We start from the raw sequence: 21960 nt of genomic DNA, 5'->3' as shown, positions 1-21960 counted from the left end.
GGCTGCCGGGAACGTCCTGGAGGTGCGCGCCGGTTGAGCAGGTCCGGCACCCGAAACACGGCTGGCCGGTTACGTCCGGCTCGGCTCTGCCACCTGGGAGCCAGCCGAGTGAGACGGGACGCGGGTGCCGTTTGTCAAGTCGGTTCTGCACAGTGACAGGCTCCAACGGCAACCTTCGACTCACGCTTGAAGCCGAGTTCTCCACACATGGTGTGGAACACGAAAGCCCTGATCAACGGTCGAACGTGTGTTCCCCGGCCGAGTTGTCCACAGTTGAGTGCACAACCCTCCACACAGGAGTCCGGCGTGTTCCACGATCTCTCCACAGAGTTGTCCACAGGGCTGTTTGCTGGGGATAACTCCGTACCCGTAGCTTGAGCCAGCGACTCGGGGATGTCGGTCGCCCGGGGTAGAACTGCTCGGTGGGGAACGGTTCACAGAGCCGTCCGCCAGCACCGCCAAACACTGAGGAGCACGTGTGTCGATCGCGCATCTGGAGCCGGCCCCCCGGGAGTACGCCGAGCGGAACGCCGACCGCACTCCCCCGCACGACATGCTCGCGGAGCAGTCCACGATCGGCGGCATGATGCTGTCGAAGGACGCCGTCGCCGACGTCATCGAGACCGCCCGCGGCGTCGACTTCTACATCCCCAAGCACGAGGTCATCTTCGACGCGATCCTGTCGCTCTACTCCCACGGCGAGCCGACCGACGTCATCGCCGTCACCGACGAGCTGACGAAGACGGGCCTCCTGTCCCGTGGCGGCGGCGCCGAGTACCTGCACAGCCTGACGAGCATGGTGCCCACCGCGGCGAACGCCGGCTACTACGCCGCCATCGTCGCCGAGAAGGCGGTCCTCCGCCGCCTGGTCGAAGCCGGCACCCGCATCGTCCAGATGGGCTACGCCAGCGAAGGTGAGGTCACCGACCTCGTCAACAGTGCCCAGGCCGAGGTCTACAACGTCGCCGGCGGGGTGCAGACCGAGGACTACGTCCCCCTCACCGAAGCCATCGGCACCGCCATCGACGAGATCGAAGCCGCCAAGGGCCGCGACGGGCAGATGACCGGCGTCCCCACCGGCTTCGCCCAGATGGACGCCCTGACCAACGGCTTCCACCCCGGACAGCTCATCATCGTCGCCGCTCGACCGGCACTCGGCAAGTCGACCCTGGCGCTCGACCTGTGCCGCTCAGCAGCCCTCAAACACAACCAGACCGCGGCGTTCTTCTCGCTCGAGATGGGGCGCGCCGAGATCGCGATGCGCCTGCTGTCCGCCGAGTCCAGCGTGCCGCTGCAGAACATGCGCAAGGGCACCGTCGACGCCCGCGACTGGACCACCATCGCGCAGACCCGCGGACGCATCAACGACGCTCCGTTCTTCATCGACGATTCCCCCAACATGACCCTGGTCGAGATCCGCGCCAAGTGCCGTCGGCTCAAGCAGCAGCACAACCTGAAGCTCGTTGTCATCGACTACCTGCAGCTGATGACCTCGGGCAAGAAGGTCGAGAGCCGCCAGCAGGAGGTCTCCGAGTTCTCGCGTGCGCTCAAGCTCATGGCGAAGGAGCTGCAGGTGCCCGTCATCGCCCTGTCGCAGCTGAACCGTGGCCCCGAGCAGCGTGCCGACAAGAAGCCCATGATCTCCGACCTCCGTGAGTCAGGGTCGATCGAGCAGGACGCCGACATGGTCATCCTGCTGCACCGCGAGTCGGCGTACGAGAAGGACAACCCGCGTCAGGGTGAAGCCGATCTGATCGTGGCGAAGCACCGCAACGGGCCCACCGACACCATCACGGTGGCGTTCCACGGGATGTTCTCGCGGTTCGTGGACATGCCGCAGTAGGGGAGTTGTCGCCGCCGCGCACGCAACGTGTCTCCTCCGCGTTCAACTTGTCGCCGAACGGTTCCGGTTGGGACGTTCCGGTCCACGACGCGACGCGAGGGCCGCTCCGCTCGCGCAAGGCGTCAGCGATTCTGCGACCTCGGTCGTGGTACGAGGCTCGCGTTCGTTGCAAGGAAGCCTCGTTCGGTAGACGATCGGCGACTGAAACAGCTGGCGGAGTCGAAGGTGGCCGGCTGAGCCGGGGGAGCTGTGCTCGACCCCGGCTCATCCGGTGCGGTCCCGCCAGCGATCGTTCCGCCGGTTGTCGAGTGCGTCCGCTATTGCATCGGCTCGTGGACGGTGCTCACTGAGCGGTGAGCTGGCTCATGAAGGCGGTGAAGTCGCCGATGGCGTTGTGCTCGACGATCTGGCCGTCGCGGATGACGTCGACGGCGACGGATTCGAGGCGGGTCGCGTTGCCGTTGGCGGGGATGCCGAACAGGTCCCCGTTGCTGAAGGTGCCCTCGAGGACCCAGTGGGTGTAGACGGTGTCGCCGTCGGCGGCCTGGCCGAGGATCGTCATGGTCTGGTCCGGGACCGCAGTCTTCGCGGCGAGGTCGGAACCCATCCACATGTCCCTGTCCATCGCGCCGCCGTTGGTGTGGTTGACGAGGTCCTGCGAGATGTAGGTGTCGAACGCGCCCTGCAGGTCGCTGCCGTTGTAGGCGTCGTAGAAGGCGCGGGCGATGGTCTTGTTGTCGTCGGTGGTGCTCATGGTCTTGTCCTTCGGCTGGGAGCGGTGGTCAGTTGGCGGAGAGCAGCAGCGTGTTCAGGCTGGGGTCACGGACGAGGAAGCCTGCGTCGGATTCCTCGATGGGTCCGTCGACGGTTCCGAGGACGTGGTCGAGGCGCTCGTGGGTGTCGAGGCGGAGGGTGAAGGCGCGCATGCGGGCGGTCCCTGCGGGTGATTGCGGTGCGCCGACGCCTTGCCAGGTGTTCACTGCGATGCGGTGGTTGAACGCGCCGCCACCACCGAGGTCGCCCATGTGGAATCGGGGTGCCCACACGGCCTGGTTGAACCCGAACGTGCGGTAGAAGCCGTATGCGGCTTCGAGGTCACCGACGTACAGGTGAACGTGGCCGATCTTCGTGCCCTCCGGGACGGGGAGGGCGGTGTCGTCGTCCGGCAGTGCTTTCAGGACGGTGCGAACGTCGAGCGGCTCGCGACCGTTGGAACGGCTGCCGTCCTGGCGGAGCACGTACGGGCCGTTGTCGTCGAAGTGGAACCCGCGGAGACGTTCCGGCGTCTCGAGGGTGATCTCGACGGTGATGCCGTCCGGGTCGAGGAGGTAGATCGCCTTCGACATGACGTGGTCGGTCGGCGAGATCTGCCAGCCGACCCGGATGAGGCGGAGCAGGATCCGTGCGAAGTCCGCTTCTGTCGGCGGGTGCACGGCGAGGTGGTACAGCCCACTGTGGCCCTGCAGGAATCCGGTCCGAGCGCCCGGGTGCAGGGTGACGAGCGTCCGCGCCTTCGTACCGAGCTCGACCTCGTCCTGGGACTCGGACCGCAGGACGAGACCGATGACATCGGTCCAGAACGCGGTGGAACGGCCGAGGTCGGTGACCTCGAGGTGCACGGCGCCGAACTCCGCGACCTCACGGTCCGGGGTGCCAGGCGCGGCCGCGTTCGGGGCGGGGTGCGGGTCCGAAGAAGTGTCGAGGGGGTTCATTGCTGCTCCTGCAGAGTTCGACGTCGTTGGGTCCCAGGCCGCGCGAGCTGCTGCTGCCGGAACCGGATACTTGAACGATCAAGTAATGCCCATCACTGTACGCGGTTTTGTTGAACTGTCAACAACCTCCTGGAACCGGTTCCTGATGGCTCGTCGCGGCAGGAGCGGGCCTGGATGCAGGACGCCCGCCAGCTGGGCGACGAAGGTGTCGTCAGCTGGCGGGCGGGAGGAGGAGTCAGCGTGCGATCGGGAGGAACGTGCGGTAGATCGGCACCGCAACCGCCGTCGTCACGAGGTGCATGATGCCCAGCGCCACTCCTGCTGTCATCGCAGCGGAGTCACCACTGACGGCGAGGAGCACGTCGGGGATGAGGGAGAGCACCAGTACGACCGGGACGAGGATCGCGAGCGCGCGCCCAGCCGAACGCGTGCGGCTGATGAGCGCCCACCCGATCGCGCCGATCAGGACCCCGACGACGGTGAAGGTGATGTAGGCCGGCGGCGTCAGGCCTTGCACTGCGGGGTCAGCACCGGCCGCGAGGGCACTGACGGCGATGATCGCGTTGGCGATGCTGCCGATGACGGCGGCGAGGACAGTCGCGACGAGGACCCCGCGGAGGCGGCTCGGGCGGCGGGTTGTCGTGTCGATCGTGCTCATGGGACTTCCGTTCTGAGAGGGGCGGCCGCATCGGATGAGCGGGCACGGCGGAGCAACGGACTGACGGGTGCCAGTCCGAGCGGTCGGGGGTCTGTGGAGTGGGTGGCCTGTGGAGTCGTCGGTCAGTCGTGAGCCACCGGCGCAGCGGCGGCGCGGACCGCCGGCCCGCAGGCGGGGTCCGGTGTCAGGAGGTTCGCGGCGATCGGCCGCAGGATCTCGGCGAGATCGCCGACCCGCTCGGGCGGGATCGCGTCGAAGAACGCGCGTCGAGCCTCCTCGACGTGATGCGGAGCCGCCCGCTCGATGAGTGCTCGTCCGTCCGCTGTCAGGGTGGCCACGAGCGAGCGCTTGTCCGTCTCGGACGGCACGCGACGCACCCACCCACGCTTCTCGAGCTTCGTCACCGCGTGTGACAGACGGGAGAGTGAGCCGTTGGTGAGGAAGGCCAGGCTGCTCATCGGAGCGCTGTCGTCGGGTGACTCGCTGAGCATCGCGAGGACGTTGTACTCGAAGCGGGTCATCGCGAAGTCACGCTTGAGCTGCGCGTCGAGCGCCGAGGGCAGCAGCTCGATGATCGCGAGGAGATCCATCCAGGCTGCCGCCTCGGTCTTGTTGAGCCAGCGCGGTTCGTCCATGCGCACATCGTCGCAGAAAAAACTTGACCGTTCAACAAAACTCTGTGTATTGTCGACCTTGTTACTTCAACTTTCAAGCACAAGGAAGATCATGCTCATCGCACTCTGGATCATCAACGGCCTCCTGGCACTCGCGTTCCTCGGAGCCGGCCTGATGAAGCTGGCCCGTCCCGCGGAGGCCCTCGCCAGTAGCGGCATGGGCTGGGCAGCCGACTTCGCCAGCAGTCACGTCAAGCTCATCGGCCTCGCGGAGGTCCTCGGTGCGATCGGCTTGATCCTGCCCCTGCTGCTCGGCGTCGCTCCGGTCCTCACCCCGATCGCCGCGATCCTCCTCGCTGTCCTCATGCTCGGCGCCGTGGTCGTCCACGTGCGCCGCAAGGAGTCCCCGGCGGCTCCGATCGTCCTGGCGATCCTCTCGATCGTCAGCGCGATCCTCGGCTTCGCCGCCCTCTGATCACCCTCTCCAACCGCACCACCTCTGAAACAGGAGCACGCATCATGACCAGCATCAGCATCCTCGGCACCGGCAACATGGGCACCGCGATCGCCTCCGTCTTCTCCGATGGAGGAGCCACCGTCGAGTCGATCAAGCACAGCGACGAGCCCACCTCCTTCGCCGGCGACATCGTCGTCCTCGCAGTGCCGTACGCCGCCCTCCCCGAGATCGCCGACAAGTACAAGAGCGCCCTCGCCGGCAAGACCGTCGTGGACATCACGAACACCGTCGACTTCGCCACCTTCCAGCCGGTCGTCTTCGACGCCGGCAGCGGTGCCGCGGACCTCGCCGCCCGCCTGCCCGAGTCGCACGTCGTCAAGGCGTTCAACACCAACTTCGCCGGCGCGCTGGCCACGAAGAGCGTCGGCGGCAAGAAGACCGCCGTGCTCATCGCCGGCGACGACGCCGACGCGAAGGCCGCTCTCCGCGACGCGATCACCGCCGGTGGCCTCGACGCCTACGACGCCGGCCCCCTCGCCCGTGCCCACGAGCTCGAGGGCATCGGCTTCCTCCAGATGGGCCTGGCCGTCTCCGAGCAGATCGGATGGACCGACGGTCTCGGGGTCATCAAGTGACGATCGCCGTCACCGGTGCGACCGGCAACCTCGGTCGCCTGATCGTCGAACACCTCCTCGCTCGTGGCGTCCCATCCAGCGACGTCGTCGCCATCGGCCGGAACGCCGAGCGCCTCTCCGCGCTGTTCGCTGACTCCGGTGTCCGCACCGCCTTTGCCGATTACACCGATCCGGCGGCCCTCGCGTCCGCGTTCGACGGCGTCGAGACCCTGGTGCTCGTCTCCGGTAGCGAGGTCGGTCAGCGTGTGCCGCAGCACACCAACGCCATCCGTGCTGCGGAGCAGGCCGGCGTACAGCACATCGTCTACACCAGCGCTCCCCGCGCTGATACGTCGACGCTGTTCGTCGCTCCTGAGCACAAGGCCACCGAGGACCTCCTCGGGGCCTCGCCCGTCACGGCGACCGTGCTCCGGAACAACTGGTACAACGAGAACTACGAGCAGGCGTTCGCCCAGATCGCGGCAACCGGCCAGTGGCTCGCCAGCAGCGGCACCGGCCGGATCGCCTCGGCCTCCCGCTCCGACTACGCCGAAGCCGCAGCCGTCGTCGCCGCGGCGGACGCACACCGGGGCGAGACACTCGAGCTCGCCGGCGACACCGCCTGGGACGGCGCCGAGTTCGCCGCCACCGCCAGCCGTGTCCTCGGACGCGACGTCGCGTACGCCGGCGTCTCGTCGGAGGAGCACCAGGAAGCACTCGTCGCTGCAGGTCTCGACGAAGGCACGATCGGGTTCCTCGTCGGCCTCGACGCCGCCGTCGCCGACGGCGCGCTCGACGGACCCTCGACGGTCCTCTCCACGCTGACCGGTCACCCGACCGAGACGCTCGAGGAAGCCTTCCGCCGCTTCCACACGGCCTGATCCACCCGCGGATCCACGACGCTCCGTGGTGCCGGACACTTTCGTCCGCACCACGGAGCGTTGTCGCATCCATGCCACACGGCCAACGAAGTCGGCACCTCCGACTTCGGGTAGTTGCACTTCTTGCGGCAAAGTGCAAAACTGCAGAGTGTGAACACAACTGAGCGGACGCGACTGCTTCGCCGTCGCATGATCGCCACGGCCCGTCGCCGCACGATCGCGGACGGCCTGAACGGGTTCACCATCGAGCAGCTCTGCGAAGAAGTCGGGGTGTCCCGTCGGACCTTCTTCAACCACTTCGCCTCGAAGGAAGACGTCGTGCTCGGGATCGAGCTCGGCGTCGAAGACGACCTGCTTGCCACCTTCGCTGCGGGAGCAGCGGTCGATCCCGACCTCGCTCCCTTCGAAGCGGCGGTCGCCCTGGCGATCGAACACCTCCACGTCGTCGGTCTCGACCGCGGCGAAGAAGCCCTCATGCGGGACGTCCTGGAACGCGAGCCCTCCCTCGTGGCGCGATTCGTCACCGCGACTGACCAGCAGATGAACCTCGTCGGCGACGCCATGCGCTCCCGATTCGGATGGACAGACCCGGCCGACGACCGCGCGCGGCTCGTTGCCGAGATCATCGGCGCACTGCTCAAAGCGACCGCGTGGCGGTTCTTCGCCGAGGACGACGGGCCGCCCTTCGAGGACATCCTCCGCACCAACTTCCGCCTCGTCACAGCGATGGCGAACTCGGACAGCCCGGCTGTCCCGGCCAGCAGTACGCCGCTCACAGCGGCACACTCGATCAACGAACTGGAGAACACCCCATGAGCTCGACCAAGAGCGCGAAACGGGCAGGACGGTCCGACGGGCCACTCCTGCTCACCCAGCGCCGCATCTGGACCATCTTCTCGGCGCTCATCGCGGGCATGCTGCTCTCCAGCCTCGACCAGACGATCGTCTCCACCGCGATGCCGACCATCGTCGGCGAGCTCGGCGGTGTCGCGCACCAGGCGTGGCTGACCACCGGGTACCTGCTCGCCTCCACCATCGTGATGCCGATCTACGGCAAGTTCGGTGACGTGCTCGGGCGGCGGAACCTGTTCCTCATCGCCATCGCGCTGTTCACCATCGCATCAGCCGGCTGCGCGTTCGCCGGCGACTTCACACAGCTGATCGTGTGGCGTGCGGTGCAGGGCCTCGGTGGAGGTGGTCTGATGATCCTGTCGCAGGCGATCATCGCGGACATCGTCCCCGCCTCGCAGCGCGGCAAGTACCTCGGCCCGCTCGGTGCGATCTTCGGCCTCTCCGCCATCGGTGGCCCGCTCCTCGGTGGCTTCTTCGTCGACCACCTCACCTGGAACTGGGCGTTCTACATCAACATCCCCGTCGGGATCGCCGCGTTCTGCATCGCCTGGTTCGCACTCACCCTGCCGACCAAGAAGGCCGAGAAGAGGATCGACGTCCTCGGCGTGCTCCTGATGTCCGCTGCCACGACGTGCCTGGTGTTCTTCTCGGAGTTCGGCGGCAACAAGGACCACGGCTGGGACGCGCTCGAGACGTGGGCCTGGTTCGCGGGCCTCGTCGTTGCCGCTTCGTTGCTCGTGCTCGTCGAGACCCGCGTCGAGGACCCGGTGCTCCCGATGTCCTTCTTCCGCAACCGCACCTTCCTGCTCGCGACCGGCATCGGTCTCGTGCTCGGCATCGGCATGTTCGCCGCGATCGGCTTCGTCCCGACGTTCCTGCAGATGGCATCCGGCACCTCGGCCGCGGTCTCGGGCCTGCTGATGTTGCCGATGATGGTCGGCCTCATCGGGACCTCCATCGCGTCCGGCAACCTGATCTCGAAGACCGGCCGCTACCGCGTGTTCCCGATCGTCGGCACGATCCTCGTCGCGGCTGCGATGCTCTGCCTCACGCAGCTCGCTGCGGACACCCCGATCTGGCTGATCTGCGTGTACCTGTTCGTCTTCGGCGCTGGCCTCGGCCTGATCATGCAGGTCGTGGTCCTCGTCGCGCAGAACGCCGTGCCCGCATCGCAGGTCGGGACCGCCACCTCGACGAACAACTACTTCCGTGAGGTCGGTGCATCTCTCGGCACCGCCGTGTTCGGTGCACTGTTCACCGCACGGTTGACCACGTCGCTGACCGACGTGTTCCGCGGCGCCGGCGGTTCCGCGACCGATGCCGCGTCCTCGGCGGGCAGCATCGACCCGGCGACCGTGGCGAAGTTGCCGGAGGCGGTACAGGACGGCATCGTCAACGCGTACGCCGACTCCCTCGCGCCGGTGTTCTGGTACCTGCTGCCCTTCATCGCCGTGGCGTTCCTGCTCGCCCTGTTCCTGCCGCAGATCAAGCTCTCCGACACGGCCGGCATGGTCGCTCGGGGCGAAGCCATCGGCGGCGCAGAAGCCGACGAACTCGAGAAGGCGCGACAGGACGCCGCCGCCGGTGGCCACCCAGTCGCAACGGCAGCCCCCTCCGTTCCGGACTCCGTCCGATCCGGCGCGCCGCGCGACGAGTAGCCGGGACGCAGTGAGGAGGGCGCTGCGAGGCGCCCCCTCACTGCGTCCGTCGCACGCACCAGCGAGGACGCTCGACCCGCAGATCCCATCAGCAGCCCCGACCGAATGAGAGAGCACATCATGGCCGCACCCCTCGGCATGCGCGTCCGGACCTGGGCGATGTCGACCCTCGTCACGCGCATCATCCGGGCACCGAAGGTGGAACTCACTTCCCGTGCCGTTCCCGACAACGAGATCGTGCACGTCCCCACGCGTCACGGTTCGATCCGCTGCTACATCACGCGGCCTCCCGCTGACGCCCCGCTCGCCGGGAACGGTGTCACGCCGCCGGTGGTCATCAACACCCACGGTGGTGGGTTCGTGATCGGGAACCCGCTGCAGGACAACCACCTCGCTCGAGGGATCGCGGGCGAAGTCGGCAGCGTCGTCGTGAACGTGGACTACAGCACATCACCGAGAGCCCGGTTCCCGCAGGCGTTGGAGGAGTGCTTCGACGTGCTCACGTGGGTCGCCCGCTCCGGGGAGACCATGGGATGGGACGGTACCCGGATCGCGGTGACCGGCAGCAGCGCAGGTGGGAACCTCGCCCTCGGCACGCTCACGCAGTCGACACGCGAGCACGGTCCTGCTGTTCGCGCTGCCGCCCTCATCGTGCCCGCTGTGGACCTGTCGATCCCGCCCGCCGGAGCGACCTTGCTGATCGAGAAGCCGTTCGTCAACGCCGGGATGCTCGAGATGGTCGACGCGGCCTACCCGTTGCAAAGCACAGACCGCAAGAACCCGCTCGTCTCGCCCGCTTTCCTCTCCGAGCCCGAGCTCCGCGCACTGCCACCGACCCTGGTCGTCACGGCGGAGTACGACACGCTGCGTCCCTCGATCGAGGAGTTCACCGCGCGTGCTGTGGAGGTCGGTGCGCCGGTCGAGACCCGACGGTTCGACGGGGTCGACCACGACTTCTACTACGCAGGCTCCACCCCGAAGGTGACGCTCGACACGCTGATGGCCACGTTCACCGCGCACCTCCTCGAACACCTCCGCTGACCCACGCGCTCCAGGGCGTTGCAGCGCGGGCGGGTTCGTCAGCGGGAGATGATGCCCCGCGCTGCGCTCTCGAGGAGCATCGACGTGGCCAGCACCATGAAGCCGGCGAACCGCAACACCGCGCTCGTGGTGGCGACCGCTGCCCAGAGCGGCAGCAACGGCACGCGCGCGATCGTCCCGGCAGGAGTTCGGCGCACCTGCTGGCCGTACCCGTCGTCGAGCTCCGCCGGCGTCGAGACGAACATCGGCGGGATGGAAGGTGAGGTGGCGATGAGCGTGGTCATGACGTGTCCCTTGATCGGTGCGACTGTGATCACCAGCATCGCCGAGGGAGCACCCGAGCCCGTCGTGCTCCGGGACCGACGAACCTGATGCAGATGGAGTACGCGCAGAGCAGCGGCGTCCTCCACAATCGAGGGATGACCGTTCCGACGCCCGGCGGGCCCGCGACGCCGCGCCCGCTGTGGCTGCGCGCGCAACCCGTGCTCGAGCGCCTCCCGCTGTGGGTGAGCGTCACCGCGATGATCGTGGAACTGGTCGTCATCGCCACCAACGGCGACGGTCTGCTCGCCGGCATCGGCGCACTCGTGACCCTCACCGGCGCGCTCGTCGCCGCCCGTCTACCGCAGGTCGGTCTCACGTCGACGATGGCTGGCGTCGTCGTGGTGATCGTCGGAGGGCGGGAGCCGATCGGCGAATGCACCGTCGTGGTGTTCGTCCTGTTCGCACTCACCTTGCGCGGCTTGCCGCCGACGCGCAGCATCGGTGTCACGACCCTCGCGATGGCCGTCGTCTTCGGCCTCGCGAGTTTCCTGTCTGCCGGCCGCGCGGTCGGTCTCGACGCCGTCGCGGTCATCGTCGCCGTCGTCGCCGGTGGTGCCGTGGGCGCAGCGCTGCGGCTGCAGCGCCAGTACTGGGAGTCGCTCGAGCAGCGCACCCGCGACGCGATCGCCACGCGGGAGGCAGAAGCTGAGCGGCGAGTGGCGGAGGAGCGGGTCCGCATCGCCCGTGACCTGCACGACATCGTCGGCCACCAGGTCGCCGTCGTGAGCATGCACCTCGGCGCGGTCGAGGTCACCGCCGGCCGTGACGACGCCGCGACGCAGCGGTCGTTGGTCGCGGCGCGCACCGCAGTACAGTCGATCCTCAGCGACACGCAACGGACGCTGGCCATGCTCCGCAGCGACGCCGCCGACGACGATCACGCGGGCCGCCCGACACCCGGCCTGTCGACGATCGACGAGCTGGTCGCCTCGTTCCAGGACGCTGGCCTGTCGATCGACGCGCAGATCACCGACCAAGCTCGCCGAGTGCACGAGGCCGGCGGAGTGACGGTGTTCCGCGTGGCGCAAGAAGCGCTGACCAACGCGCACCGGTACGGCACCGGTGAGGCCGCGCTGACGGTGCTGACGGACGAGGCTGACCTGATCATCAGCGTCACGAACCCGATCGCGTCCACGCCGACGACCGCCCACGGCAGCGGGTACGGACTCGTCGGCATGCGCGAACGCGTCGAGTCCGCTGGCGGCACCCTGCAGCTCGGCACCGACGACGACGTCTTCACCGTCACGGCGCGGATCCCATGGAGCGAAGGAGCAACCCCGTGACACGCGTGCTGCTGGTCGATGACCAAGAGATGATCCGGCTCGGACTGCGGACCATCATCGACGTGCACCCCGACTTCGCCGTGGTCGGTGAAGCAGGGGACGGGTTCGCCGCGCTCGCCTTCCTCCGGGACCACGATGTCGACCTCATCCTCATGGACGTCCGTATGCCCGGGATCGACGGCGTCGAGACGACGCGACGCATCCGGGAGGGTATCCCGTCCGAACAGACCCGCATCGTCGTGCTGACCACCTTCGAGCACGACGACACCGTCCTCGCGGCACTCCGGGCTGGTGCGAACGGGTTCCTCGGCAAGGGCGTCGGACCAGCTGAGCTGATCGCGAGCCTGCAGGAAGTCATCGCCGGGGGAGGTGCCCTGTCCGCAGCTGCCTCTGCCGCGCTCATCGGGCACGTCACCGACAGCCCGGTCCGCGTCGTCGACGCCGACCTCGCCGACCGGTTCACTGCCCTCACAGCCCGCGAACGGGACGTCGTCCTCAGCATCGCTGAGGGCCATGACAACGACACCATCGCAGCGGAGTTGTTCGTCTCACCGTTCACCGTGAAGACCCACGCGAGCCGTGCGATGGCCAAGGTCGGCGCCCGCGACCGGGCCCAACTGGTCGCGTACGCCTACCAAGCCGGGCTCATCGCCTGACTCGACCACCTGGTCTTCTCGGGCACCCACCGCTCAGCCAGCGGTGGGTGCCCGAGCGTTGTCGCCTGTCTTGACGGTACGCACGGAGGGGCGGGATCTACTGCAGATGGAGTAGTTCGAACGCTGCAAAAGGAGGCCGTGCCGAAGCGTCCCGGACGGGATCGTTGACGTTGTTCGCACCTCGCGGACCACGACGACGAAGGAAACCGCATGTCCACGTTCCTGTCCCACCTCGGGCGCTTCAGTGCCCGGTTCCGATGGCTGGTGATCGGAGCGTGGCTCCTGATCATGGCCGTGCTGATCGGCATCTTCGTCGTCGGCAGCGGCATCGAGAAGGACGCCGCGACCACGAGCATCCCCGACACCAAGGCATCGCAGGCGTTGGAGCGGATGAACAAGGAGTTCCCCTCCACGACCGGCGCGGACACCGCGTCCCTGCAGCTGGTGTTCCAACCGAAGTCCGGCGACGTCACGGACGCGACGACTGCGAAGCAGATCGAGTCGTTCCTCGCGAAGGCCGACAAGGTCGACGGAGTCAAGTCCGTCAGCGACCCGCTGAATGCGGAACAGCCCTACATCTCCAAGGACCGCACGGTCGCCGTCGCCACGTTGACCTACGGCGACCTGACGAAGGCCCAGCAGACGAAGTTCTACGACGCGGCCCTCGACCTGCAGGAGAACGCTCCTCCGGCGCTCGGCGTCGAGCTCGGCGGGAACCTGGTTCCCCTCGGCGCCCCGGCCACCGGCCCGGGTGAAGGCGCCGGCGTCATCATCGCGTTCATCATCCTCGCGATCACGTTCGGCTCGCTGCTGGCTGCGGGCATCAACCTCCTCGTCGCCGTCTACGGCGTCGGCGTCGGCCTGATCGGTGTCCTCGCCTACGGCGCGCTCACCCCGATCGGTGACAACGCGATCATCCTCGCCACCATGCTCGGCCTCGCCGTCGGCATCGACTACAGCCTGTTCATCCTGTCCCGCTTCAAGACCGAACTCCGCTCCGGACGGAGGGTCGACGACGCGATCGCCCGGGCCACCGGTACCGCCGGCACCGCCGTGGTCTTCGCCGGCATGACCGTCGTCGTCGCCCTCGTCGCGCTCCTGGTCGCGAACCTCAGCTACATCACCGAGATGGGTGTCGCCGCCGCCTTCGCCGTCGCCGTCGCCGTCCTGCTCTCGCTCACCCTGCTGCCGGCACTGATGCGGTTCATGGGCGTCAAGGCCCTGTCGAAGAAGCACCGTGCGGCGCTGCAGCGCGGGGAACTCTTCACCGAAGACGGCCCGCAGAAGCGCGGCGTCCTCCGCTCGTGGGGCAGCTTCGTCGTGAAGCGCCCGATCGTTTCTCTCCTGGGCGGGGTGCTCGTCCTCGTCGTCGTCGCGCTCCCCATGCTCAGCATGAAGACCGCCTCGAACGTCCCTGGCGGGTCCGACCCGGAGTCCACCGAACGCACCGCCTACAACCTCATCGTCGACGAGTTCGGCGGCATCCAGAGCCCCCTGATCGTCCTGGCCGAGGGCGACGACATCACCTCGAAGACCGCCGTGATCGAGAAGGAACTCACCGCTCTCGACGGCGTGCAGCAGGTCGTCCCGGCTCAGGTCAGCTCCGACGGCGACTACGCACGGATCACGGTCATCCCCACCGAAGGGCCGATCGACGACTCCACCAAGGACCTGGTGCACCAGATCCGTGACGACGCTGACAGCATCAGCGGAGCGCACCTCGAGGTCACCGGTGAGACCGCGATCGGCATCGACTCCGACGACCAGCTCGCTCAGGCGCTGGTGAAGTACGTCGTCGTCATCGTCGTCATCTCGATCATCCTGCTCATCGTCCTGTTCCGATCGCTCCTCATCCCCGTGATCGCCACGCTCGGCTACCTGCTCTCGGTCGGCGCATCCTTCGGCGCGAGCGTCGCGGTGTTCCAGTGGGGCTGGCTGGACTTCCTGCCCGCACCGCAGGGCGACCCGATGCTGAGCATCCTGCCGCTGCTGCTCGTCGGAGTGCTCTTCGGACTCGCGATGGACTACCAGGTGTTCCTCGTCTCCCGCATCCAGGAGATGTACCGCAAGGGCCTCGATCCCAAGCAGGCCATCCGCGAGGGCTTCTCCCGATCCGGACCGGTCCTGGTCGCTGCGGCGAGCATCATGATCGTCGTCTTCGGCGGGTTCGCCACCGGGGAGTTCGCGATCGGCGCCTCCATCGCGTTCGGGCTCCTCGTCGGCGTCGCCGCGGACGCGTTCATCGTCCGCATGGTCCTCATGCCAGCCGCGCTGTCCCTCCTCGGACGCTCCGCCTGGTGGATCCCCAAGTGGCTCGACAAGGTCCTCCCCGACGTCGACGTCGAAGGCCACGCCCTCGACGAGCACGACGCCGCGGCACCTGCCGCGCAGGACCAGCCACGAGTCCTCGTCGGCTGACAACTCGAAGGGCCCCGGTGAACACACCGGGGCCCTTCGTCCTCCGCTCGTCGAACGAAAGTGACCAGCTGATGCAGCACCCGGTCCGCCCCGAAGACATCCACCTCCCCCCGACTCAGCCCATCGACATCACCGCCTACCTCGCAGTGGAAGCAGATCGTGCGTTCGTCGAGAAAGGCTCCGCACCAGAGCTGAACGGTCAGGATCCCGAACCGCCCTGCTGAGCGCGACATCAGCAGACCCGCTGCTCGAGCGGTGCGCGGTCAACGACCGTAGGTGAAGTAGCCAGACGAGAAACCCCGTCGCAGGGCACCGCGAAGGCGTTGCCGGAGTTCGCCACACTCGCGGCCGAGGGACGCTTCCGAGTGCCGGTCGCCGCAGCGTTCCCTCTTGAGGACTGGCAGACTGCGCTCACGATCAGCCGCAGCGGCAACGCCGTGTTGAACGTCCGAACGATCTGACGAGTTCCGCCGCCCCACGCCACGCACGAAGTGCTCACTGGGCGAGCCCGTGCCGGTAGGCGTACACGACCGCCTGTACACGGTCGCGGACTCCGAGCTTCAGCAGCATGCGGGACACGTAGGTCTTCGCCGTCTCCCGTGTGACGAACATCGCTGCCGCTATCTCGGCGTTCGACATGCCCTGCGCCAGCAACCGCAGCACTTCCTGTTCGCGGGGAGTGAGGAGTTCCCGGCCGGGTGGCTCGGTCGGTACTGGTCTGATCCGACCCGCAAATGCTCCGATGAGGTCTCGCGTGACGGTCGGGTCGACGATGGCTTCGCCGGATGCGAGCGTCCGGATCGCGTCGAGCAACCGGCGGGGCGTCGAGTCCTTGAGGAGGAACCCGCTCGCTCCTGCACGGAGTGCCTCGAAGACGTACTCGTCGAGGTTGAAGGTCGTGACGACGAGGATTCTCGGCTGGAGAGCGTCGGCCTCGACGAAGGAGATGATCTCCCGGATGGCGGAGATCCCGTCCAGCACTGGCATCCGGATGTCGATCACCAGGACGTCCGGGTGGATCGAGCGCACGAGGTCCACTGCGTCACGGCCGTTCACTCCCAGCCCGACGACCTCCATGTCTGCCTGCGCTCGGATGATCCGGGCGAAGCCGTCCCGCACCAGGAGCTGGTCGTCGACGAGTGCGACCCGTACGATGCCCGCCGAGGTCACCGTGATGCTCCGCGGGGGAACACGGCGGCCACTCGGAAGAGTCCATCGACCGGCCCTGTCCGGAGGGTGCCGCCGACGAGCGCCACCCGTTCCGCCATCCCGCTCAGGCCCCGACCCGGGATGTCGGCCGTTCCGCCGCGGATCCTGTTCTCGACGAGCAGTTCGATCGCGTCCGCGGTGTGCGTCATGGCGACCGTGACCTGCTCGCCGGGCGCGTGTTTCATCGCGTTCGTGAGGGCCTCTTGGCTGACACGGTGCAACGTGGTGGCAACGGGGGCCGACGGCTCGAAGGGTTCGCCGAGCTCTGTGAACCGCACGGGGTACCCCGTGGCAGCCAGCTGCTCGACGACGGTGCGCACGTCGCCGCCCACCGGCGTGACCGGCAAGGTTCCGGGTGTGGTCGTCGTGGTCTGTTCGAGGGCACCGAGGAGTGAACGGAGTTCCTGCAGCGCCTGCCGGCCCGTCCGGCCCACGACCTCGAGGGTCCCGTCACGGCCAGCGAGGTCGTCCCGTCCGAGGTAGGCGGCCGACTCGGACTGCACGACCATGGCAGTGATGTGGTGCGTGACGACGTCGTGGAGGTCACGGGCGAGAGCGTCCTTCGCCCGACGAACAGCTTCCCGAGAAGCCGCGGCCTCACGGGCGTCCTGCTCGGTGAGCCGGTGCCGGACGAGCAGCCCAGCGGTCCACGGCACCGTGAGGACCAGGCTGAAGGTGACCCAGTCCACCAGGCGTTCTGGCGAACCCGATCCCTCGAGAGCGAGCGCGAGGAGGACGTACGCAGCGACGGTGGCCACGGCGACGATCGCACGACGGAGCTCCTGGTACGCGCCCGTCGAGTACAGGGCGACGAGCACGCCGAGCCCGGCTGGACCGGAGTCGACACCGGACAGTTGCGCGGTCGTGAACGCGGCGCCGACCACGAGCAGTACGAACGCCGGACGGACACGTCGGAAGGTCAAGGGCAGCGTCTGCGCCACGGCGAGCACCGGTCCGGCCCACTCTGGCGGGCTGCGGTGCAATTCCCCGAGCTCCACTCCGGGGATGCCGAGTGGCAGCAGCGCAGCCGCGAGGAGTGCGATCGCGCCGATGGCGTCGCGCACCATGACTGGTTGTTCACTCCATCGCGAGGTCGTGCTGCCGAAGCGCATGAGAGCGACGCTAGCGTCGCCCGGTCTCGTGCAGTGAACACTGTCGACCTTCGGGGGACTCGGGGACACCTCGCCGGTTCCTAGCGTCGTGTCCAGGCAGTTTTCGCTGCACCCCGAGAAAGAGGACGACCATGACGAACACCTCCGCGCCGGCTGCTCCGCATCGTCGGGGAGTGATCAACCGACTCCGGACGTTCCCGGTCACGTGGATGGTCGTCGGGACCGTCCTCGTGTTCCTCACCTCCGCCGTCTCCACGGCAATCGGTGCTGAGTCGGGCCCGAGTGGCATGGCGCTCATGGCGCTGACCGGCATGGCAGCCGGTTCCGCGTTCTACGTGCTGACGATGCGCGTGATCGCCCGGCGACGCATCCCCGAGCTCGCCCGCCGGGCGGCTCCGCGCGAGGCGCTCGCCGGCCTCGGGATCGGCGCCGCCTTCGTCATGGCCTCCTACGGCATCGTCCTCGTCGCCGGCGGGTACAGCATCGACTGGGCCCCCCGCGACGTCGGCAAGACCCTCATGCTCGCCATCGCCGTGAACGCCAGCGCTGCCGTCATCGAAGAACTCACCTTCCGCGGGCTGCTGTTCCAGGGGATTGAACGACTCGGCGGTCCGAAGCATGGTCGATGGATCGCCCTCACCGTGACGGCGACGCTCTTCGGTGCGTTGCACATCATGAACCCCGGTGCGACGCTGTGGACCTCATTCGCCATCGCAGTCGAAGCTGGCGTGCTCCTCGGTGCCGCGTTCCTCTGGCGACGGAGCCTCTGGTTCGTCATCGGCATCCACTTCGCCTGGAACGTCATCGAGGGGCTGCTCGGCATCCCCGTCTCCGGGCATCGCAACCCTGGACTCTTCATCACCACCGTCCACGGCAGTGGAGTTCTCACCGGCGGCACCTTCGGCCTCGAAGCCTCGCTCGTCCCGGTCATCGTCAGCATCGCCATCGCCGTTCCGATGCTGACGGCCACCGCCCGCCAGCGGTCCACCGTCTCGGACGACCGGATGACCTCGTAGGAGACAGCAAAGCCGAAGAACGATCGGCGTGTACCAGTGCTACGCTATGTAGCGATGCTACAGAACAAGGGAACCATCCGCGAACAACTGCTCCAGGCAGCACTCGCGATCGCGGTCGCCGACGGGGTCGAGGCGGTGTCGACGAGGGCCGTGTGCGCTGCCGTCGGCGTGCAGGCTCCGACCCTGTACCACCACTACGGCGACCGTGCCGGGCTCATCAGCGCAGTCGTCGACCGTGCGTTCGACGAGTACTTCGCGCAGAAGGACGCGGGCGCTCTGGACGAGTCGGAGCCGGCCGCGGCGATCGCTGCGGGGTGGGACGCACACGTCGAGTTCGCACGGAGTCATCCGGGGTTGTATCCGGCGATGTACCCCGTCGTGGGACCGCAGTCCCCGAACCTCGAACGGAGCGCAGCGCTGCTCCGTGGCAGCTTCGACCGGCTCCAACGCGACGGGGTACTCGCGGATGGCATCTCAGCCCGCCTTGCCGACGCGGCCCTGCGGGCGGCTCTCCGCGGCGTGGCGCACATGGTTGCGGCTGTGCCAGAAGACCCCGACAACCAGAAGGTGTCCGCGACGGTCCGCGACGCCGTGATCGCTCGACTCATCGACAACGGCCCGAAGGAAGGCACGACTCATGACTGATCTCCTCGTCGACAAGACGATCCTCATCACAGGTGCTTCTGCTGGCATCGGGGAACACTCCGCGCGGCTCTTCGCACGGGAAGGAGCCCGCCTGCTCCTCACCGCTCGACGTCTCCCCGAACTGGAACGGGTCGCGAACACCATCAGGGAGGACGGCGGCGACGTGATCGTCGCGCAGGCTGACACCACTGTTCCTGACGATGTGCAGCGCGCGATCGATGCCGCAGTCTCCCGATGGGGCGGGATCGACGGTGCTCTCAACAACGCGGGCCGGAGCCAGGGCGGCGCCCGGCTGGCAGAGGTTCACGAGGACGTGTTCGATGCCGTCGTCGACGTGAACTTCAAGGGAGTCTGGGCCGCGATGCGTGCGGAACTCCGAGCGATGACCGCTCCGGGCGCGAACGGGGGATCGATCGTGAACGTCAGCAGCATCGGCGGCACATTCGGTGCCCCGGAACAGAGTGTGTACGGCGCCACGAAAGCAGCGGTCATCGCAATGAGCCGGGCGGCTGCCGCTGAGTACGGGCGCGAGGGCGTCCGCGTGAACGCCATCGCACCCGGCGCGACGATGACCGACATGATGACGACCTGGGAACAGCGTGTCCCGGGAATCATCGAACATCTCGGTTCACTCGCCGCACTCGGTCGTGTCGGGCAACCCACAGAGATCGCGGAGGCTGCTGCGTGGCTCTTGAGCGATCGGTCCAGCTACGTCAGCGGGATGACGCTCGGCGTCGACGGAGGAACGGCTCCTTGGCCCCACTGACGCGCCCGAGGCGTTCCGGCTGGAGCTGGCGCGGGAGATGCTGAGGCGGCGACGATGTGCTGCCTCAGTCGTCGGGGTGCGGTTCTGAGCGGTACGGCTCGTGCCAGCGGAAACGGTCGATGAGCGACGTGGCGACGGTGAGCCTGGTGAGCACGGTGAGCAGTCCGAATCCGACCGCGCCGCCCGCGGTGTTGCACAACCAGTCATTGACGTCTGCGATGTGGCCGCCCGCGGCGAGACCTGCGGTGATGAACTGGGCCAGCTCGACCGCGACGCTGATGCCCGCGATCACCGCCACGACCCGCCACCACGTCGGCCGGGAGACCAGCAACGGCACCAGTATCCCGAGCGGCAGGAACACCAGCATGTTCACCACCGCGTCCTGCCACTCGTAACCGACGACCGGTATGAAGTTGACCGGTGGGATCCACGGCCCTTCACTCGGGGGCCTGTCGAGATAGATCGGGAACACGGTGTTGGCCAAGATGCCGCCGGCGTAGACCGACAGCGCTGCCGCGACCGCCGCGCGCGGCAGCGTCAACCAACGTCGTGCCCGCAGGACCGCGATCAGCACCACGAAGAGCGCGGTGCTCAGCGGGATGACCACCGGCAGCACCGGTACCGCTCCGAACATCTCGTCTTCCCTCTCGTGACCTGAAGCGGCGCGGAGTCGCAACCACGACGTGCGGATTCTCGTCCAGAGGACCATGACCAGCCACCGGTCCCGTCGCAGCGATCATCCAGGGCGAGGCCGTCGTCGAGCAATTCCGGTGACTGACCTCGAAGAGCGCGGCGGGACACGCTCGACGAGGTGGTTGTCTCCGCCCGAGCGGGCGGATCGTCGTCAACGCGGCACACTGGTACCCATGAAGCAACCCGGGGTCTCGATGCAACTCGCGCTTGCGGTTGCCAGCCTCGCTGTCTCCATGACGGTCGGTGGGTACACACTGGGTGCTCCCCTTTGGGCAGTGGTCTGCGCGGGTTCGGCAGCCGTGGCCTGGATGGTTCGCGTGTTGGTCCGCGCGAGGGATCGTTCGGTAGGCGATGTCGGTCTTCTGATGGTGATGGTCATCGGTTCGGCACTTGCTGCCGGACCCACGTACGGCATCAGCTTGTACCCGGTGGCGGGTGGCCTCGTCATCGTCCTCGGCAAGACCGCACACGGGCGCTGGCGGGCCTGGGCGTGGCCCGTCCTGGCTGCATCGTCCGCCGTCATCGGTTTCGTCGTGGGTGCCCACGAGCCGGTGTCTGTGGGGATCACTGCATTGACCATCGCGATCGCGACGCTTGCTGGTCGCGCCAGACGCAGGAACGCACTCGAAGTCGAGAGCAGGTTCGCTGGCCTCGACCGTCAGTACGCCGCGGACTTGGCGCGCATGCAGGTGTCCGTCGATCGGTTGTTGCTGCCGACGGCGCTGCGCACGCGGTTCCTGGGGCTCACCCCGCGGGAAGCGGAAGTGCTCGCTCTGATCTGCAGAGGCCGATCGAACGACGAAATCGCGGTCACCTTGTCCATCACGGTCGCGACGGTGAAGGGATACGTCAATTCGTTGTTCGCGAAGCTGGCAGCCAGGGATCGTGCGCAGACCATCGCGCTCGTGCTCGGTACGACGTCGCACGGAGCTTCCCCTCACGCTCTGACGTCATCCGTCACAACCGACGGCTGACGGTCTGCACGAAGTCGACGCGCCCGCGCCAAGATGACGCTGACACGGAGCAACACCGTCGCCCCAGCCATCAGCACCAGGGCCGCCGGCCAGACGTCGTTGTTGATCGCATGCTCGAAGTCGAAGCGCCCGAGGTCCAGGCGGCCATCTCCGGTGGCCCACAGCTGGAACACCAGCCGCGCTCCCATGCCGGCGATCCAGAGCGCTGCTGCAACGACTCCGGCCCGAGTTGTGACCCTCCCGTCCGTTGTCGACATCTGCGTCGTGAAACCGATCGCTGTCCCGAGGAGCGCGCCAGCCAGGATGAGAACACCGATCACCGATGCGTTGTGACCGCCGAGCGGGACGGAGTGCACGAACGCGATGCCAGCCCAGAGCACGAGCGCGATCGGAAGAAGGATCTGCACCATGGTGAGGCGCCTCCGGCGGACCTGCAGCAGTACGAGCGCGATGAGGGTGATGTCGATGATCCAGAGGGTGGTTGTCATGCTCCGAGAATCGTGGTCGGGCAAACCTGCCGACACCGCCCCAGGG

The 21960-nt window shown here is 67.6% G+C and carries 23 protein-coding genes; 14 read left to right on the top strand and 9 right to left on the bottom strand.

Annotated features, from left to right (window positions below; genetic code table 11):
• The first annotated feature begins 478 nt into the window (after nt 1-478).
• Nucleotides 479-1843, top strand: coding sequence for a replicative DNA helicase (gene dnaB, locus DEJ25_RS02115; RefSeq protein WP_111043622.1), 1365 nt, complete (start codon nt 479-481; stop codon nt 1841-1843).
• Between the two features lie 343 nt (nt 1844-2186).
• Here dnaB and DEJ25_RS02110 read toward each other — a convergent pair whose 3' ends face one another.
• From DEJ25_RS02110 to DEJ25_RS02095, 4 genes are all read right to left on the bottom strand, one after another.
• Entirely contained in the window at nt 2187-2597 is a 411-nt protein-coding gene (locus DEJ25_RS02110; protein ID WP_111043621.1) for an ester cyclase, read from the bottom strand.
• 28 nt (nt 2598-2625) lie between these two features.
• Nucleotides 2626-3555 (bottom strand): VOC family protein, encoded by a 930-nt coding sequence (locus DEJ25_RS02105; RefSeq protein WP_111043620.1) that lies wholly within the window; start codon nt 3553-3555, stop codon nt 2626-2628.
• 235 nt (nt 3556-3790) lie between these two features.
• Entirely contained in the window at nt 3791-4213 is a 423-nt protein-coding gene (locus DEJ25_RS02100) for a DUF6069 family protein (RefSeq protein ID WP_220033149.1), read from the bottom strand.
• Nucleotides 4214-4335: 122 nt separating this feature from the next.
• Nucleotides 4336-4848: a MarR family winged helix-turn-helix transcriptional regulator gene (locus tag DEJ25_RS02095; RefSeq protein ID WP_110902868.1), complete on the bottom strand. Its 513-nt coding sequence runs from the start codon at nt 4846-4848 to the stop codon at nt 4336-4338.
• Nucleotides 4849-4939: 91 nt separating this feature from the next.
• Between DEJ25_RS02095 and DEJ25_RS02090 the strand changes: the two genes are divergently transcribed.
• From DEJ25_RS02090 to DEJ25_RS02065, 6 genes are all read left to right on the top strand, one after another.
• Nucleotides 4940-5302 (top strand): DoxX family protein, encoded by a 363-nt coding sequence (locus DEJ25_RS02090; protein ID WP_110902867.1) that lies wholly within the window; start codon nt 4940-4942, stop codon nt 5300-5302.
• Between the two features lie 44 nt (nt 5303-5346).
• Entirely contained in the window at nt 5347-5919 is a 573-nt protein-coding gene (locus DEJ25_RS02085) for an NADPH-dependent F420 reductase (RefSeq protein WP_110902866.1), read from the top strand.
• Complete coding sequence (locus tag DEJ25_RS02080; RefSeq protein ID WP_111043619.1) at nt 5916-6779, top strand: SDR family oxidoreductase; 864 nt, start codon at nt 5916-5918, stop codon at nt 6777-6779. The genes DEJ25_RS02085 and DEJ25_RS02080 overlap by 4 nt, the downstream gene beginning before the upstream one ends.
• Nucleotides 6780-6968: 189 nt before the next feature.
• Nucleotides 6969-7595 carry a TetR/AcrR family transcriptional regulator gene (locus tag DEJ25_RS02075; RefSeq protein WP_110902864.1) on the top strand — a complete coding sequence of 209 codons (627 nt, stop codon included), beginning with the start codon at nt 6969-6971 and terminating at the stop codon, nt 7593-7595.
• Nucleotides 7592-9289, top strand: coding sequence for an MDR family MFS transporter (locus DEJ25_RS02070; protein WP_111043618.1), 1698 nt, complete (start codon nt 7592-7594; stop codon nt 9287-9289). The genes DEJ25_RS02075 and DEJ25_RS02070 overlap by 4 nt, the downstream gene beginning before the upstream one ends.
• 120 nt (nt 9290-9409) lie before the next feature.
• The gene (locus tag DEJ25_RS02065) at nt 9410-10330 is read left to right on the top strand and encodes an alpha/beta hydrolase (RefSeq protein ID WP_181427323.1); all 921 of its coding nucleotides are present in this window, start codon (nt 9410-9412) and stop codon (nt 10328-10330) included.
• A gap of 38 nt (nt 10331-10368) precedes the next feature.
• Here the strand turns inward: DEJ25_RS02065 and DEJ25_RS02060 are convergent, their stop codons facing one another.
• On the bottom strand, nt 10369-10614 hold the full coding sequence (locus DEJ25_RS02060) for a hypothetical protein (RefSeq protein ID WP_146240597.1): 246 nt from the start codon (nt 10612-10614) through the stop codon (nt 10369-10371).
• Nucleotides 10615-10749: 135 nt separating this feature from the next.
• Between DEJ25_RS02060 and DEJ25_RS02055 the strand changes: the two genes are divergently transcribed.
• From DEJ25_RS02055 to DEJ25_RS02045, 3 genes are all read left to right on the top strand, one after another.
• A complete protein-coding gene (locus tag DEJ25_RS02055) occupies nt 10750-11937 on the top strand; it encodes a sensor histidine kinase (protein ID WP_181427322.1) in 1188 nt (395 codons plus the stop codon).
• Nucleotides 11934-12593 (top strand): response regulator transcription factor, encoded by a 660-nt coding sequence (locus tag DEJ25_RS02050; protein WP_110902859.1) that lies wholly within the window; start codon nt 11934-11936, stop codon nt 12591-12593. The genes DEJ25_RS02055 and DEJ25_RS02050 overlap by 4 nt, the downstream gene beginning before the upstream one ends.
• A gap of 210 nt (nt 12594-12803) precedes the next feature.
• Nucleotides 12804-15011 carry an MMPL family transporter gene (locus tag DEJ25_RS02045; protein WP_110902858.1) on the top strand — a complete coding sequence of 736 codons (2208 nt, stop codon included), beginning with the start codon at nt 12804-12806 and terminating at the stop codon, nt 15009-15011.
• Between the two features lie 495 nt (nt 15012-15506).
• On the opposite strand, the gene DEJ25_RS02030 is transcribed toward DEJ25_RS02045, so the two are convergent.
• Both DEJ25_RS02030 and DEJ25_RS02025 read right to left on the bottom strand, forming a co-directional pair.
• The gene (locus tag DEJ25_RS02030; RefSeq protein ID WP_258366230.1) at nt 15507-16181 is read right to left on the bottom strand and encodes a response regulator transcription factor; all 675 of its coding nucleotides are present in this window, start codon (nt 16179-16181) and stop codon (nt 15507-15509) included.
• On the bottom strand, nt 16178-17287 hold the full coding sequence (locus tag DEJ25_RS02025) for a sensor histidine kinase (RefSeq protein WP_181427321.1): 1110 nt from the start codon (nt 17285-17287) through the stop codon (nt 16178-16180). The genes DEJ25_RS02030 and DEJ25_RS02025 overlap by 4 nt, the downstream gene beginning before the upstream one ends.
• 176 nt (nt 17288-17463) lie before the next feature.
• On the opposite strand from DEJ25_RS02025, the gene DEJ25_RS02020 reads away from it, so the two are divergent.
• The 3 genes from DEJ25_RS02020 to DEJ25_RS02010 are packed head-to-tail and all read left to right on the top strand — an operon-like array spanning nt 17464 to nt 19759.
• Nucleotides 17464-18348, top strand: a complete 885-nt coding sequence (locus tag DEJ25_RS02020) for a CPBP family intramembrane glutamic endopeptidase (RefSeq protein WP_111043612.1) — start codon at nt 17464-17466, stop codon at nt 18346-18348.
• Between the two features lie 54 nt (nt 18349-18402).
• Entirely contained in the window at nt 18403-18993 is a 591-nt protein-coding gene (locus DEJ25_RS02015; RefSeq protein WP_111043611.1) for a TetR/AcrR family transcriptional regulator, read from the top strand.
• The gene (locus DEJ25_RS02010) at nt 18986-19759 is read left to right on the top strand and encodes an SDR family NAD(P)-dependent oxidoreductase (RefSeq protein ID WP_111043610.1); all 774 of its coding nucleotides are present in this window, start codon (nt 18986-18988) and stop codon (nt 19757-19759) included. The genes DEJ25_RS02015 and DEJ25_RS02010 overlap by 8 nt, the downstream gene beginning before the upstream one ends.
• A 64-nt stretch (nt 19760-19823) precedes the next feature.
• Here DEJ25_RS02010 and DEJ25_RS02005 read toward each other — a convergent pair whose 3' ends face one another.
• Nucleotides 19824-20366, bottom strand: a complete 543-nt coding sequence (locus DEJ25_RS02005; RefSeq protein WP_258366389.1) for a VanZ family protein — start codon at nt 20364-20366, stop codon at nt 19824-19826.
• A 259-nt stretch (nt 20367-20625) separates the two neighbouring features.
• On the opposite strand from DEJ25_RS02005, the gene DEJ25_RS02000 reads away from it, so the two are divergent.
• Entirely contained in the window at nt 20626-21426 is an 801-nt protein-coding gene (locus DEJ25_RS02000) for a LuxR C-terminal-related transcriptional regulator (RefSeq protein WP_258366388.1), read from the top strand.
• Here DEJ25_RS02000 and DEJ25_RS01995 read toward each other — a convergent pair.
• Nucleotides 21390-21914, bottom strand: coding sequence for a hypothetical protein (locus tag DEJ25_RS01995; RefSeq protein WP_111043608.1), 525 nt, complete (start codon nt 21912-21914; stop codon nt 21390-21392). The two genes, DEJ25_RS02000 and DEJ25_RS01995, sit on opposite strands and share 37 nt — an antisense overlap.
• Between the last annotated feature and the right edge of the window lie 46 nt (nt 21915-21960).

This window comes from Curtobacterium sp. MCPF17_011, from assembly GCF_003234145.1.
GTDB lineage: Bacteria > Actinomycetota > Actinomycetes > Actinomycetales > Microbacteriaceae > Curtobacterium.
Note: the sequence above shows the minus strand (reverse complement) of the source record. Positions and strands in the feature narration are given on the sequence as shown.